Consider the following 14,972-nt stretch of genomic DNA (forward strand, 5'->3'; position numbering starts at 1 on the left):
GCTTTTTTACACCTTTAAGAAGCGCTTTAAGGCTGATAGTAAATCGGTGATTCAGGGCCAACTGGGAAACCCAGAACAAATACCCATAAGTAGAATAACGCGACCCAACCAACAAAGAAGATCATGCTGTAAGGAAGCATGGTCGCAACCAATGTACCAATCCCCATGTCTTTCTTATACTTAGTCGCAACAGCCAGTATCAAACCAAAGTAACTCATCATCGGGGTGATAAGGTTAGTAACCGAGTCACCAATTCGGTACGCCGCTTGAATAGTCTCTGGCGCATAGCCGATTAGCATTAACATTGGTACGAAGATGGGGGCCGTTACAGCCCATTGTGCAGATGAAGAACCTAAGCTTAAGTTTACTAATGCACACATTAAAATGAATAGCACAAATACTTCAGGGCCAGTTAGGTTTAATGCTTGTAAAAGAGCAGCACCGTTAATGGCTAAAATTGTGCCTAGGTTGGTCCACTTAAAGAAGGCAACGAACTGTGCTGCAAAGAAAACCAGCACAATGTACATACCCATCGAGCTCATACTTTTACTCATGGCATCGATGACATCTTTATCGTTTTTCATGGTGCCAACAACGCGGCCGTAAACAAAACCCGGAATACCAAAAGTCACAAAGATAAATACCACAATGCCTTTTAAAAATGGTGAATGTGCCACAAGGCCTGTTTCTGGATTACGTAAAATGCCGTCTTCAGGAACAATTGTCCAAGCAAGTAATAGTGACACCACTAACAGTGAAACACCTGCCCATTTAAGGCCTGACTTTTCTTTATCGGTTAAACCGGCAATATCATTTTTAGGCAAATCGTTGCTTGCTTCATCAGGGTTGTACTTACCAAGGCGCGGCTCAACGATTTTCTCGGTAACAAACGTACCTAAAATGGCAATTAAAAATACCGAAATCATCATGAAATACCAGTTTGCTTCAGCGCCAACTTGATAATTTGGATCAATCATTTGTGCTGCTGGCGTGGTGATACCAGCAAGTAGCGGGTCAATGGTACCGAGTAATAAATTGGCACTGTAACCACCAGAAACACCGGCAAATGCCGCAGCAAGACCGGCAAGAGGGTGACGACCAAGGCTGTGGAATATCATGGCTGCTAATGGAATAAGTACGACGTAACCAAGCTCAGACGCCGTATTTGATAAAATCGCAGCAAACACCACCATAAAAGTAACTAAACGCTTAGATGCGCCCATTACCATGCCACGCATAGCAGCAGAGAGTAAACCTGAGTGTTCTGCAACACTTACACCTAATAAAGCGACTAATACCGTACCAAGTGGTGCAAAGCTGGTGAAGTTCGTAACAAGGCCAGTAACGATACGCTGCAGGCCTTCGGCACTAAGTAGGCTGACAACTTCAATAACACCATCTGGGTCACGACCCGCAGCGCCTTCAGGGCGTGGGTCGATAGCGCTTAAACCATACCAATCGGCAATGCCGCTAAAAACGATAATAGCAACGCAGAACATTGCAAATAAAGTGATAGGGTGGGGGAGCATATTACCCAAAAATTCAACGGTTGCTAAAAATCGGTTAAACAACCCATTATTGCCACCTTCATGGGTGTTGTGAGAGTTTATAGTTTTTGACATGTCCAGTTCTCGTTATTTCAAAATGGCGCTAACCTAGCATTTTTTACCGGACAGATCATGTTTTAGCGGTGGGAGAACTAATAGGTACGTTCCAAAATGCCCTTGTACAGCAAGGGATAGCGGCGCAAACGTTTGCCAATGTAATCATCGGCTAGAATTTGCGCACAGATTTGCTCTACATCGTTACTTGCTTCAAATACCCAATCAAAACGCTCAATAGCAAGCAAAAAGCCACGCTTGAGGAACTGTTGTTCACGATAGTAACTAAGGTTTTCGCGAATGATATCTAACTTAGCTGGGTTAGATTTTAGCTCATTAATAACTTGGTTAATAAACGCTTGCTGTTGCTTTGACTCAGCTTTTACCCGTCGTTTCATTACTTCTTTACAGTTCCTTATCAGCGATATAAAGCACTTTCTTTAAAAAGTCCTCTTTGTTCTTTTCATGCTGATAGTCAAGGTGATAGGTATTATGAAAGCCAAAGCGTAGTAACACGCCACTGCCTTTTAGATAGACCGTATAACCATCGATATCCGAAAAAGCGCAAATACCCTCATAAAGCTTTCCATCTTCATGATCTTCACCGTGTTGAATGATTTTTTCATACACTGAGAGGATCAATTTACCGTCTAGTTCATTTTTCATGATGACTCCTTTTTGAAGTAATACGTTTCAGATCTATAAAAAGTTTAGTGCTATTTTATGTAGGTATTAATTGTGTTGTTGTATTTTTAAAACCTTACTTTGCGATAAATCACTAAAATCACATTTAGATAGCAGATGTCGAAAATTTACAATATTTTCTCTTACCTTAAACTTAAGATAGATTTTATTTGAGGGACACACAATGAAATATAAGTTTATACCCCTGATACTACTAACAGGCTTGTTGCTTGTAAGCAAAAGCATATCAGCAAATACAGCTCCCCTGATGTTAGAAAATGAAGCGGGGAAAATAGTTAAACTTGACAGTTACTTAGGAAAAAAACCTGTTTACTTAAAGTTTTGGGCGACTTGGTGCAAGCCATGTATGGAGCAAATGCCACATTTTCAGCATGCATATGAGAAGTATGGCGATAAAATTCAATTTGTGGCTATTAATATTGACCTCAATGATGATGCACACGCTGTTGCTAAGGTTAAAGAACGTTTTTCACTCACTATGCCACTATTTACTGATCACACAGCCCAGGTTGCTAAACATTATGAATTTATGGGCACCCCGTTTCATGTGTTGATCGACAGTGATAAAAAGGTGATTTTTCAAGGCCACGAAGCTGATAAACCGCTTGATAACACATTACGTTTGTTATCACACAATGGCAAAGTTGATGAAGCGCGCTTATTAAACGAAAAGCAAGGCCAAGCCACTCCTTTGCTTATTCCGAACAAAGGAAAAAAAGCCGTATTATTTACCGCAACATGGTGCGACTGGTACTTAGCCGACACTCGCCCTGCAATGGCAAAACAGTGTGAATTAGCACAGCAACATGTTAATCAGTTGGCAGAGCAAGGAGTTGATGTCGAGGTTAAAGTGAGTCAACTGTGGACCGATCAAAGTGCTGTACAAGAATATGTTGATAAATTCTCTGCAACCATGCCAGTTTCAATCGATTATGGTAATGATTTATTTATCGAAAATGGCATTAATTCGGTACCCAGTTTACTTCTCTACAACGACGGAAAATTAGTCTCTAAAAAAGCTAAATTTTAATTAAAACAGCGTAATTTTGCTTTGTAATTATGCAAATTTAGCCTATGCTCTAGGCTCATTACACAGTGAGCCTAGAGCATGATAGATAAGGCATTATTAGCAAAAACACGCGAGTTATCTGACCGATTAATCGCACTGCAAACACCCATTCGTATCCTTGATGCGATTAATTGGGATAAACAAATCAAAGAAGAGTTTTTTAAGCATAAGTGCCAAAAGAACCCAACAGTTGATCAAGCCTATTACCAACAGCGTGACCTTGGTTTTGTACCAAGTGAGTTACGTCGTGCGTTTTCTGATTTAAATCGCGATATCATCAGCCAGCTAGGGCAATTAAACCCAATTGCGCAATATATGAGCAAGATGTGTACTGAATATAAAACCGTACTCAGTATGATTGAATATCGTGGTACTCCTGAATTTCATGATTTGTCTGTTGAGTTGTTTGGTCATCCAAAAGATTTATTCCATGCTGGAGAGCCTTCACTTTCTGAACTTGCAACCATGCTTGAGCAGCCGCTAAAAAGCATGCTTGATGCTGATATCTTGCCTGATGATCCAAAAAACATTGATGCAGAAGATGCAGTAAAAATTTTAGCATCACAAGTAGCTCAAACGATGCCAGGCATCGACGTTGAGGTTATTCTGAGTGATGGTATTGTGAGTGATGCTGCGGCAGGTGCAAATAATATTAAACTTAATCAAGATGTTAAATTCTCTCAAAGAGAGCTAGATATTCTTGAGGTGCATGAAGGTTGGATCCATGTTGGGACCACGCAAAATGGTCTTGCACAGCCATATTTAACTTGCTTAAGTAAAGGCACTCCGAGCTCTACGGTCACCCAAGAAGGTCTTGCTGTCTTGACCGAAATTATTACCTTAAAGTCAACGCCACGACGTTTAGCAAAATTAGTGAACCGTATTCAAGGTATTACTAAAGTCATTGATGGCGCAGAATTTGTTGATATTTATCGTGATTATGTAGCGCAAGGGTTGAGTAAAGACGAAAGCTATACACTTACTCAACGCGTGTTTAGAGGCAGCACAGCAACAGGCTTACCTTTTACCAAAGATATCGCCTACATCAAAGGTTTCGTGTTGGTGTATAACCTTATTCGGGTTGCCATTCAATTAGGCCGAATTGATCAATTGCACTTATTATTAGTCGGTAAAATCTCAATTGATGATTTCAGGCTGATATCGCAATTACATGATTTAGGTGTGATTGAAGACCCTAAATTTATACCACCACACTTTAAAGACTTACGAGGCCTAGCAACGTGGCTAAGCTTTGGCCGTTTTATTGGTAACTTGTCGTTTGAACAATTAGAAAACGACTACAAACCACTGTTTCTTTAAGCAAAAAAAATGCAGCTGGAATGAGCAGCTGCATTTTAAGAGTTAAAGCATGTTGCCTTACATGCTTTTAGTCGAGGAAACGATTAACCGGTGAGTGCGTCAACCTGCACTACATCATTCAGTACGATAACTTCTGCACGTTTGAAGAAGTTAAAATCTGTTGCAGTTGCTAATGTGTAAGCACCCATCATACGGCTGATGATTAAATCGCCATTGTTTAATTTTGGTAGCATGATTGATTCACTTACTACGTCGATGCTATCGCAAGTCGGGCCTGCTAACACGGACTCAACACGTTCGTTTGATTGTTTGAACGAGTCGATAGGGTATGAAGCTTCATCGAACAATAAACCACTGAATGATCCATAAATACCATCATCTAAATAGTACCAAGGCTTACCATCACGCACTGCTTGACCCATGACCGATGCAACACTGGTAACCGCACTGGCTACAATAAAGCGACCTGGTTCAGCAATTACGCGAACTGTCTCTGGTAACTGTGCTAAGGCATCATTGATTGGCGCACAAAATTCCTCAATTGGCAGCACGTCTTTGTGGTAAGGCACAGGGAAGCCACCGCCAATATCAAGCGTACTAAGCGCAGGTAATCCTAATGCGGTTACGTCGTTAATCACTTGATTACATGCAGCAATGGCATTGACATATTTAGCTGGGCTTGCTGTTTGCGAGCCAACATGGAACGACAACCCTTTAATACGAATACCTAATTGTTGCGCGTAGCTAATGATTTCAATAGCCATTGCTGGGCTACAACCAAATTTTTTCGATAAATCAGCGAATGCTTCCGCATTACGAAAACTTAAGCGAACAAGTAACTCAACCTGGTCTTTGTATGCAATGAACTTTTCTAATTCGTTGATGTTATCAACCACAAACACATTACAACCGTATTCAAGTGCATCACGAATATCACGATCACGTTTGATTGGGTGCGTGTGAATAGTACGATCACTTGGTACGCCTTGGCTGGCGACTAAGTCAACTTCACCGCTGGTTGCTAAATCAAAGCTGGCGCCTTCTTCTAAAAGCGTACGAACAACCGCAGGATGAGGAAGTGGCTTTAATGCAAAGTGTAAAACAACGCCAGGCAAAGCACGGCTTAATGCACGGTATTGATGACGAACAGATTCACAATCAAGCACCATTAATGGCGCGCCATGTTGCTGAACAAGCTGCTCAATAAATTGGTTTGAAGGTTGTGCTACTGGTTCGTTTGCAGCAACCGACGCTGCAGGTACTTTGATTGTTAAATCTTGTGTAAGTGTTGAAATAGCCATTTTACTCTCCGGCAATTAAGCAACTGCTCGGAAAAAAATGGAAGTCCGAGTCAGTTGAGTGTTATTTAGCGCACAGTTTGTTCTGTGCAATCAAATACACTCTTGGATAGTTGCTCTATCGCCTTGCTACAAACAGGGTTTGTAATGTACTCGGATTGGCTATCATCAAGAAGCGGCGAGATAATAGATCTGCGCTTTTATTTGCGCAAGTGTTTTTTGATAATATTTTGAGTTATTTTTATGCAAAAGTTAGAGGCTGCTTAGTCGTTTTGAAAGAGTATTCCATATTCGTTTGTGTAAATTTTAAGCATTGCTTCTGCGTCGCTAGGATCGTTCATTTGCTGGTGGAGTTCTTTGATATAAGCAGCCATTTCTACCTTTTGCATATAATCATTTATAAGCGACATAGCTCGATAACCTTCTGTGTTTTTACTACATGTAAAAAAGCCATTTATAAATTCTGGGTATTCAGCAATACGTCTTGATGTGAGTTGGTTTAATTCATGAGCTGGAATGTGTACATCAAGTGTTTGTTTGTATGCAACGATGTAGTCAATACGTTTGCTGAAAAGTAGGCGGCTTAATTGCAAAAAAGCATTTTCACCGTAAATCGTTGCGACATTGAATTTTTTATCAGCGAAAATGCTATCAAGTTCGCGGTAACTAGTTGAGCCAACAATCCCAAAGCTAGCTTTGCTTTTTAATAGCTCTGTAACAGAAACAGGCTCCGAACCTGACTTTAAGGTACTTTTAAGGGCGTATAAACGACGCTGTACATGCATGTACGTGGGTATCGTCGAAAATATCATAGCTTTCGATCGATTTTGGGTTTTGATGGCATTGTAAGTGCAACTAGCTTCGTTACCAGATAAGCGTTTTAATAACCGAGCATGATTTGTTATTTCGACATCTATATCGAATTCATCTGCAAGGGCTGGTTTGATTACAGCATTTAGGTGACGGTTGACACTATTTTTGTCAAATTCATTAGCAAAATATGCATGAGACAGAATTGTTAGCTTAGGCTTTTCTGTTGCCGTAGCAGTGTTTAGAGTAAATAAAATTACGATAAACCCAATTAGCCTCATACATAAACTCTTTTTAGTTATCGAGCATTGGTGCTCTCAAATATTTTGTCAGCTGATGCTGCAACAAAACCAGTGTATAGCTCACCATCTGGTTTTGCGTAGCGCAAAGCAAACTCATAAAAACAACTTGGTACGGCAACAACACCATCGCTAAATTCAACTTCGCTGTCATCAGCAAGGGTTGAAGATTGCTCGAGTAATACCTCTGGTGAACCTTTGATTTCGCCGCCAGATGTATTTAGCGCAAAACCCGCATCTTTAAGTGCTTGGTTTACACTTTCGATATCATCGAATTTAGCCAACTCATTGATGCTCACCGTAAAGTGATTAGCACGGTAACCCCATGCTGACATCCATGCTGCATATTCACTTTCTGCGAGCAGTTTTTTGTAAGTGTCTGAACTTACTTGCCAGTGCGTACCAGAATACAAGAAATTATCGGCTGTAACAGCGTTTTCGTCAATCTGTGCAACCATGTCGTTGACAATTGTTTGCAGCTCTTCTGAACATTGCTCAACAAGTAATTCAGAAATGAAAACTTTAGGTTGCTTAGGATCTGAGTGTTCGAAGTGCTTTGCGTATAGTTTTTTCGCTTCGAAGTGGTACTCGCCGCATTCTTTGTAGCCAACTGCTAAAAAGTGCGCTGCTAGTTTTTCTAAACCGATTTTTTCATGGTTAAAAGTACGTAAAGCAATGTGATCGTTAATCACGTCATCTTTTTGTGTTGAGCCAAGTAACTCATGTACTTTTACCGCCGATGGCGTAACTGATAAATAGTTGTCCCATAGGTTTTCAAATAGGGCGTTTACATCTGTGTGCATGTTTAATTCCTTCAATTAAGGCGGCGAGGCCGCCAAACAATTATTCAATAATTAAGCCCGGCGCAAGGGTCTGTGGTAAGTTAACTTTTTCGGCTTCAACAGAAGCAACAGGGTATGCACAGTAGTCAGCAGCGTAATAAGCGCTCGCTCTGTGGTTACCACTGGCACCAATACCACCAAATGGTGCAGCGCTAGATGCGCCTGTAATTGGTCGGTTCCAGTTAACAATACCGGCACGAATACGTTTTAAGAAATGCTGGTAGTCATCGCTATCATCACTTAATAAACCAGCAGATAAACCAAATGAGGTGTTATTTGCTTCATTAATCGCGCTATCGAAATCTGTGTAGCGATAAACTTTGATAAGAGGACCAAAGTGCTCTTCATCAGGCATATCTTTAACAGCCGTTACATCAATAATACCAGGGCTTACAAAACCAGTGCCCGGCTCAAGATGCTTAAGTTCGACAAGAGAGGTTGCTCCCATATCAAGTAACTGCTGCTGAGCTGCAACCATACCTAGTGCTGCTTTTTCGCTGATCATTGCACCCATAAATGGTTGATCTTCGCTAAAGCTGTCGGCGACTTTAATTTGTTTTGTTGCAGCAATTAATTTTTCTAAAATTGCATCACCATTTGCCGAGTTCTCGATAAATAAACGACGAGAACAGGTACAACGTTGGCCAGAGGTAATGAAACCAGACTGAATAATGTCGTGAACAGCCGCACTTACATCTGCGACATCTTTTACGATCAGTGGGTTATTACCACCCATTTCAAGCGCTAAAATTTTACCTGGGTGACCTGCAAATTGCTTATGTAATAGGTGACCTGTATTTGAGCTACCCGTAAAGAATAAGCCATCGATATCTTGGTGAGATGCCAAAGCAATACCTGTGTCAACTTCACCTTGAACAAGGTTGATGACACCGGCTGGTAAGCCTGCCTTTAGCCAAAGTTTTAAGGTGAACTCAGCAACATGAGGCGTTAGTTCTGACGGCTTAAATACAACGGTATTACCCGCTAAAATAGCTGGCACAATATGGCCATTTGGTAAGTGACCCGGGAAGTTATAAGGACCAAACACCGCAACAACACCATGTGGCTTATGACGAATAAACGCTTTAGCGCCAGGCATTGGGTTTTCTGTGGTACCCGTACGTTCGTTATAGGCTCTGATTGAAATGGCGATTTTACCCGTCATTGCACCTACTTCGGTACGTGTTTCCCAAAGCGGTTTACCTGTTTCGCGGGCAATGATCGTTGCAAATTCTTCGCTATGCTCTTTAAGCTCTGCTGCAAAGTTTTCAAGAATAACGATACGCTCTTCAAGAGTCATATCAGCCCAGCCTAGCTGCGCACTACGAGCTGCTTTTATTGCATCAGCGACTTGTTCAGCTGTGGCTGTTTTACCTTGCCAAACAACCTCGCCATTACTTGGGTTGATTGAACTAAAATCATGACCAAGGCCTGCTTGCCATTGGTTATCGATAAGTTGAGTTGTGACACTCATTTTAAACTCCTTAAGCGGTTACAAACGGAAAAACCGTGCTGCATCCCCTTGTTTTAATTTAAGTGCATCTGCCACTTCTTGGCTGACGATTAATGTGTGCTTAGCGTGGTTATAATGAGCATGCTTGGTGAATGTGGCTCTAAAATCATTCACGCCTTGGTTGCAAATAGCTAATGTATCTGAGCTTTGCTCATTGATATGCGCAAGCTCACCAATGCTGATAGGGCACACTTGTGACTCACGGACACTGCGAATATTGCCAAGCTTTGCTTCTACCGTTGGTCCTGCATCGAATAGGTCGACATAACCACGGTGCTCAAACCCTTCTTTTTCCAAAAGTTTAAGCGCAGGCTTGGTTTTTTCATGAACCTTACCAATCACAGCTTGTGCTTTTTTGCTCAGTAAGTTGGCATAAATAGGGTACTTCGGCATTAACTCGCTGATGAAGACTTTATCGCCTAAACCAACTAAATGGTCAGCCTGTGGGAACTCAATGCTAAAAAAGTGTTCTTGTAACCACTGCCAAAAAGGTGAATGGCCATCTTCATCACTTACACCACGCATTTCTGCGATGATGGTGTCAGCAAAGCGCTCGCTATGCTGGGCCATAAATAAAAAGCGAGAACGCGATAAAAAGCGACCTGTTAAACCTTTGCGGTTTTGCTCACGTAAGAACAAGGTACAAATTTCAGAGCAACCAGTGTAGTCATTACACATACTCAGAATATCAACCGTGTTATATACATTGAGAGTAGGTGAATGGTGAACAGTTTTACCTTGGTGGTAATGATATAAAGGAACCGACATTCCTACAGCAGCTTCGATAGCCGTTGTGCCGATAACATCACCCGTTTTACTGTCTTCTAAAACAAATAAATAGGTTTCGTCTTGTGGTTCATTAATGTCTTTTGCAAAACTGCGTTCTGCGCGTTCAATTTTTTCTTGTAGTAAATTGTCGTCAACTGGTAACGAGGTAAAACCATGACCAGATTCAACAGCAATTTGTTTTAACGCAGCAAAATCATTTGCTGTTATAGGACGTAATACTTGCATTAAGTGCACTCCAATGGCGCATGCTTTAAGCATGCGCCAACTAGGATTAACCGTTTACAACGTCTGCAACCGCTTTTTCAAAGCGAGCTAACCCTTCTTTGATATCCTCTAGAGGAATAACTAAAGATGGCGTAAAGCGCACAACGTTTGTACCAGCAACAAGGCTCATTAAACCGTGCTTAGTGCTTGCTACTAGGAAATCACGTGCACGGCCTTCAAATTTGCTGTTAAGAACTGCACCTAATAATAGACCTTTACCACGTACTTCACTAAATACGTCGTATTTTTCGTTGATTGCAGCAAAGCCATCGCGTAACAGCTGTTCGCGCTCTTTAACACCGGCTAGTACTTCTGCTGTGTTAACAGTATCAAAAGCAGCTTCAGCTACCGCACATGCAAGTGGGTTACCGCCGTAAGTAGAACCATGTGTACCTACTTTTAAATGCGCTGCAATGCTTGCTGTTGTGATCATCGCACCAATTGGGAAACCACCGCCTAACGCTTTTGCTGTTGTTAGGATATCTGGTGTTACATCTAAGCCTTGGTATGCATATAAATCACCTGTACGGCCAACACCTGTTTGTACTTCATCAAAAATAAGTAAAGCATTGTGTTTATCACATAATGCGCGAACACCTTTGATAAAATCGCTCGTTGGCGAAATGATACCGCCTTCACCTTGTAGTGGTTCCATCATTACGGCACAGGTGTTGTCACTGATAAGTGCTTCAAACGCAGCTAAATCGTTATAATCACAGTGATCAACAGCAGCAGGCTTAGGACCAAAACCGTCTGAGTAAGCCGCTTGACCACCTACGGTAACAGTGAAGAATGTACGACCGTGGAAACCTTTGTTAAACGCGATGATTTGGTTCTTTTGCTCGCCATGTACATCTAATGCCCAACGACGCGCTAATTTTAATGCCGCTTCGTTAGCTTCTGCACCTGAGTTTGCAAAATATACTTTATCTGCAAATGTAGCATCAGTTAACTTTTTAGCTAGGCGAAGCGCAGGTTCGTTTGTCATTACGTTTGATAAGTGCCAAATTTTTTCGCCTTGCTCTTTTAGGGCATTGACAAGCGCTGGGTGACAATGGCCTAAACAATTAACGGCAATACCACCTGCAAAATCGATAAATTCTTTACCGTTTTGATCCCAAACACGTGAGCCTTCACCGCGAACAGGAATAACCTCTGATGGGTTGTAGTTTGGTACCATTACGTCGTTAAAAAGTTCTCTTGTTACTTGCATTTATTACACCTAAATCTGGCTTAGTATGAAAAAAGTTAAATTGCAAAAAATAGGTCAGTTAAGCCGTTCCTGCCTAATTAAGCACGATGAGATTATTTTTCTTATCTATTTTTCTTATTATCTGGGTTAGGAACTTAAATTTGCAGTGCTATTTTGTGAAAAATGACTAAAATAAAAAGCAAATTAACGAAAAGAGTAGTCAAAGTGATAACTTCACAAGATGAAAAACTATTAGCTATCTTAAGAACCAACGCGCGTGCGAGTATTTCAGACCTAGCGAGGGCGCTTAACTTATCGCGCTCAACAGTTCAAAGCCGAATGTTAAAATTAGAAGAAACAGGGGTGATCAAAGGCTACAGCGTAGACTATGGAGATGCTTATTTGAGCCAAATGGTATCAGCCCACGTTTCGATTAAAGTGAAACAAAAACTGACCACCAAAACGAACCTTGAACTAAAGCAGATTGATGCTATTTCACAGCTCTATGCAATTAGCGGTGAATTTGATTTGATCGCCGTTGTGCAAGCTCAAAACCTTGAAAAGTTAAGCCACTTGTTAGATGACATTGGTAACTTAGATGGTGTTGAGCGAACAACGTCGTCGGTGATTTTAGAAACGAAGTTTAAGCGTTAACCTTAACCTTTGATTTAGTTTTTGCCTATAGAACTTAATTTGTATCAGCTTGAGGCGCTTTGCGGATGACCTTCTTTTCGACTTCATCAAGCTTTATAACATAGGCATTACCACCAATGCCTTTAAACTCTTCGTCTGTAAAAACAATCGTGTTGTCATCGTAAAAAGTGATGGCTTCTTTTTGCGTAACAATACCTAAATCAATACGTGATACATCCCCAGAAAAAAACTTATCACCCCGAAAGTTCTCAAATAACCAAATACTGGTGGAATCAAGTAGAACCAATTTAGTTCTATCTGGGCTAAGCGCCGCGGAAGTGATCCAACACAGCTTTTCCATGGTGGTGCAAGTTTTGAACGAATCAATTAATTCAGCATCAAAATTAGCTGCATGATCGCCAACTTTGTAAACTTTAGTAATGCCATCAAATGGCTCAGTTCGATTTTTGGTAAATAGATACAAATGTCGCCCTAAGGCTACAAAGGCTTCTAAATCAAAATTTCGCTGATCAGGTTGGATGGGGCGGCCATCCATTTCGGGGTATGTAAACTTGATAATCTCTGCTTCAGTGGTTTCGCCTTTAATATCGATTGGATTTTCGATTTTATAAATGGTTAACCATTTTCGGTCGTTTTTGTTATTGCCAAAATCACCCAAAAAGAAATGACCAAATTTATTTTGCGTCATATCTTCCCAATCAATGTTTTTAGCATTGGTTACCAAGATTTCTTTTGCAATAGACCCATCTTGATTAAGGCGGTACAACTTGGGTTGATCGCCACTGTCGTTTATGGCCCAAAGTCGATTAAATTTATCAAATTCAATCCCTGAGATTTCTTTGACTTTGGGGTCTACAGACAATCTTTTCTTACTATAGAGAGTGTAAATAGATGAACCAATGAGTAGGCTAGTGATCGCGAAGGAAACTAAAAAAATGGTTAATAGGCTTTTTTTTAACATCAACTGGGTAAAAGTACAGATTAATAGCTGGGATTATAGCGGTTTATGCTATTTTTGTATATTCCAAACACCACGGCCGGTGGCTGATATAAAGTTTAAGTTATCTTGCAAAACTTTATGCCCCACATTTAAAGATGACTCTGGGTGACTTATCAAATAACCTTGAATACTGTTGATACCCATAGATTTTACCAATTCAAATTGTTTTACATCTTCAACACCTTCAGCCACGACTTTTAAACCGAGCTTAGCACCTAGCTCGCTCACAGAGTGCATTATTTTATGGTATTTAGCGTTATCTTTAGCTTGCGATACGAATAGACGATCTAATTTAATAACATCAATTGGAAGATCTGCAAGCGTACTTAACGAGCTAAAGCCAGTCCCAAAGTCATCAATTGCGATAGTAATACCTTCTGCACGCAATTGTTCGAGTGTTTGAATAATCTTATTGCTTGCTTCAATAAAAGTAGATTCAGTGATTTCAAGCATTAATGCGTGGGCAGGGAGGCCTGTTTTTGATAGTTTATCCATAACCCAATCATAGATATTGCAATGCTTTAACTGTACTCCTGAGATATTTACAGATATTTTAACTTTTCTCATACCAGCGTTGTACCATGCCGACATTTGCCTACATGATTCGAGCATTATCCAGTCTCCAAGTTCTAGAATAATATTCGACTCTTCTGCGATCGGAATAAACTCCTCAGGAGAAATAAGTCCTTCTTTTGGGTGCTCCCACCTAACAAGCGCTTCAAAATAATCAATGGCGCAGTCATCAACATCAACAATAGGTTGAAACGATAAATGAAAATTTTCGCTTGCAATTGCAAGACGCATTTCGTCAAGTAAATAATGATATCGCCTAATTTTCTTGCCCATATCAGGTGAATAGACTTTAAAAATGCCTCGACCATCGGTTTTTGCTCTATACATAGCAACATCAGCCATCTGTAACAGTGATTGTGGTGTGGCTGCACTATCTGGGTAAACCGCAATGCCTATACTTGCACTAATTTTTATTAGTTTATTACCTAAAACGAAGTCACGTTCTATTTCGTGTAAAACATTTTGCGCTACATCTAAGGCTCTATTTTTACATTCTTTAAGGTCAATAAATATCGAAAATTCATCACCACCTAGTCGGGCTAAGTTTTGATCTAGTTGGCTCGTCGGAGATAAGTTAGATAACTTATGGTGTCGCATTATGCTACTTAAGCGTGATGCGACTTGCATTAGAATTTCATCCCCAAAACTATGACCAAAAGAATCATTTACTTGTTTAAAACCATCTAAGTCGATAAAAAGTAATGCGCAACGATATTTTTGTCGCTCTGCTATTCTAAGTTGTTTGGCTAAATGCTCTATGTATGCGTGGCGGTCAAGCAGGTGAGTGAGCTTATCTTGAAATATACTTATTTCAGACTCTTTAGTGTAGTTAGTGATATGCTTGCTAAGAGCGTCATAGTTGACGCGGAGTTGCTCAATATGCGGTTGTTTAGCTGTAGAGCGGCGTTGTTTCCTAAAAGTTTGAACTATCTTGCCAGCCTGTGATCAGATCATCTATATCCTACTAGCCTGTGCAACAACAATGAGCAAAATCACAAACTGGTCTCACTATAATCAAGCCCTCGTTAACCGCGGTAATATTC

The 14,972-nt window shown here is 40.6% G+C and carries 13 protein-coding genes and 1 pseudogene; 3 read left to right on the forward strand and 11 right to left on the reverse strand.

What is annotated here, in order from left to right; genetic code table 11:
- Positions 1-26 precede the first annotated feature (26 nt).
- From JIG37_RS03955 to JIG37_RS03965, 3 genes are all read right to left on the reverse strand, one after another.
- Positions 27-1,622, reverse strand: coding sequence for an AbgT family transporter (locus tag JIG37_RS03955; RefSeq protein WP_135926342.1), 1,596 nt, complete (start codon positions 1,620-1,622; stop codon positions 27-29).
- Positions 1,623-1,699: 77 nt separating this feature from the next.
- Entirely contained in the window at positions 1,700-1,999 is a 300-nt protein-coding gene (locus tag JIG37_RS03960; protein ID WP_138616527.1) for a hypothetical protein, read from the reverse strand.
- Positions 2,000-2,006: 7 nt separating this feature from the next.
- Positions 2,007-2,267, reverse strand: a complete 261-nt coding sequence (locus JIG37_RS03965) for a DUF3081 domain-containing protein (protein WP_119853002.1) — start codon at positions 2,265-2,267, stop codon at positions 2,007-2,009.
- 202 nt (positions 2,268-2,469) lie between these two features.
- Here JIG37_RS03965 and JIG37_RS03970 point away from each other — a divergent pair, with 202 nt between their 5' ends.
- On the forward strand, positions 2,470-3,336 hold the full coding sequence (locus tag JIG37_RS03970; protein WP_199528735.1) for a redoxin domain-containing protein: 867 nt from the start codon (positions 2,470-2,472) through the stop codon (positions 3,334-3,336).
- Positions 3,337-3,414: 78 nt separating this feature from the next.
- The gene (locus JIG37_RS03975; RefSeq protein WP_166340802.1) at positions 3,415-4,695 is read left to right on the forward strand and encodes a flavohemoglobin expression-modulating QEGLA motif protein; all 1,281 of its coding nucleotides are present in this window, start codon (positions 3,415-3,417) and stop codon (positions 4,693-4,695) included.
- Positions 4,696-4,778: 83 nt separating this feature from the next.
- On the opposite strand, the gene JIG37_RS03980 is transcribed toward JIG37_RS03975, so the two are convergent.
- From JIG37_RS03980 to JIG37_RS04005, 6 genes are all read right to left on the reverse strand, one after another.
- Complete coding sequence (locus JIG37_RS03980) at positions 4,779-5,996, reverse strand: type III PLP-dependent enzyme (RefSeq protein ID WP_199528736.1); 1,218 nt, start codon at positions 5,994-5,996, stop codon at positions 4,779-4,781.
- A gap of 260 nt (positions 5,997-6,256) precedes the next feature.
- The gene (locus tag JIG37_RS03985) at positions 6,257-7,084 is read right to left on the reverse strand and encodes a hypothetical protein (protein ID WP_166340804.1); all 828 of its coding nucleotides are present in this window, start codon (positions 7,082-7,084) and stop codon (positions 6,257-6,259) included.
- Between the two features lie 17 nt (positions 7,085-7,101).
- Positions 7,102-7,905, reverse strand: a complete 804-nt coding sequence (locus JIG37_RS03990) for a DUF1338 domain-containing protein (protein WP_138616539.1) — start codon at positions 7,903-7,905, stop codon at positions 7,102-7,104.
- Positions 7,906-7,945: 40 nt separating this feature from the next.
- The gene (astD, locus tag JIG37_RS03995) at positions 7,946-9,418 is read right to left on the reverse strand and encodes a succinylglutamate-semialdehyde dehydrogenase (RefSeq protein WP_138616541.1); all 1,473 of its coding nucleotides are present in this window, start codon (positions 9,416-9,418) and stop codon (positions 7,946-7,948) included.
- 18 nt (positions 9,419-9,436) lie between these two features.
- Positions 9,437-10,471: an arginine N-succinyltransferase gene (astA, locus tag JIG37_RS04000; RefSeq protein ID WP_199528737.1), complete on the reverse strand. Its 1,035-nt coding sequence runs from the start codon at positions 10,469-10,471 to the stop codon at positions 9,437-9,439.
- Between the two features lie 46 nt (positions 10,472-10,517).
- Entirely contained in the window at positions 10,518-11,723 is a 1,206-nt protein-coding gene (locus tag JIG37_RS04005) for an aspartate aminotransferase family protein (RefSeq protein WP_138616543.1), read from the reverse strand.
- A 204-nt stretch (positions 11,724-11,927) separates the two neighbouring features.
- Here JIG37_RS04005 and JIG37_RS04010 point away from each other — a divergent pair, with 204 nt between their 5' ends.
- A complete protein-coding gene (locus tag JIG37_RS04010; RefSeq protein WP_054554593.1) occupies positions 11,928-12,356 on the forward strand; it encodes an Lrp/AsnC family transcriptional regulator in 429 nt (142 codons plus the stop codon).
- A gap of 34 nt (positions 12,357-12,390) precedes the next feature.
- Here JIG37_RS04010 and JIG37_RS04015 read toward each other — a convergent pair whose 3' ends face one another.
- Together JIG37_RS04015 and JIG37_RS04020 are read right to left on the reverse strand one after the other, a co-directional pair.
- The gene (locus JIG37_RS04015; protein ID WP_054554519.1) at positions 12,391-13,317 is read right to left on the reverse strand and encodes a hypothetical protein; all 927 of its coding nucleotides are present in this window, start codon (positions 13,315-13,317) and stop codon (positions 12,391-12,393) included.
- Positions 13,318-13,365: 48 nt separating this feature from the next.
- Positions 13,366-14,781: pseudogene (locus JIG37_RS04020) on the reverse strand (EAL domain-containing protein); the annotation flags it as partial.
- Between the last annotated feature and the right edge of the window lie 191 nt (positions 14,782-14,972).

The organism is Pseudoalteromonas sp. bablab_jr010, from assembly GCF_016464105.1.
Lineage (GTDB): Bacteria > Pseudomonadota > Gammaproteobacteria > Enterobacterales > Alteromonadaceae > Pseudoalteromonas > Pseudoalteromonas simplex.

Excerpts from the sequence above, each read along its gene's own strand:
- JIG37_RS03975 (WP_166340802.1), top strand. The coding sequence starts at position 3,415 with ATGATAGATAAGGCATTATTAGCAAAAACACGCGAGTTATCTGACCGA.
- JIG37_RS04005 (WP_138616543.1), bottom strand. The coding sequence starts at position 11,723 with ATGCAAGTAACAAGAGAACTTTTTAACGACGTAATGGTACCAAACTAC.
- astD (WP_138616541.1), bottom strand. The coding sequence starts at position 9,418 with ATGAGTGTCACAACTCAACTTATCGATAACCAATGGCAAGCAGGCCTT.
- JIG37_RS03955 (WP_135926342.1), bottom strand. The coding sequence starts at position 1,622 with ATGTCAAAAACTATAAACTCTCACAACACCCATGAAGGTGGCAATAAT.
- JIG37_RS03965 (WP_119853002.1), bottom strand. The coding sequence starts at position 2,267 with ATGAAAAATGAACTAGACGGTAAATTGATCCTCTCAGTGTATGAAAAA.
- JIG37_RS03980 (WP_199528736.1), bottom strand. The coding sequence starts at position 5,996 with ATGGCTATTTCAACACTTACACAAGATTTAACAATCAAAGTACCTGCA.
- JIG37_RS03990 (WP_138616539.1), bottom strand. The coding sequence starts at position 7,905 with ATGCACACAGATGTAAACGCCCTATTTGAAAACCTATGGGACAACTAT.
- JIG37_RS03985 (WP_166340804.1), bottom strand. The coding sequence starts at position 7,084 with ATGAGGCTAATTGGGTTTATCGTAATTTTATTTACTCTAAACACTGCT.
- JIG37_RS04015 (WP_054554519.1), bottom strand. The coding sequence starts at position 13,317 with ATGTTAAAAAAAAGCCTATTAACCATTTTTTTAGTTTCCTTCGCGATC.
- astA (WP_199528737.1), bottom strand. The coding sequence starts at position 10,471 with ATGCAAGTATTACGTCCTATAACAGCAAATGATTTTGCTGCGTTAAAA.
- JIG37_RS03970 (WP_199528735.1), top strand. The coding sequence starts at position 2,470 with ATGAAATATAAGTTTATACCCCTGATACTACTAACAGGCTTGTTGCTT.
- JIG37_RS03960 (WP_138616527.1), bottom strand. The coding sequence starts at position 1,999 with ATGAAACGACGGGTAAAAGCTGAGTCAAAGCAACAGCAAGCGTTTATT.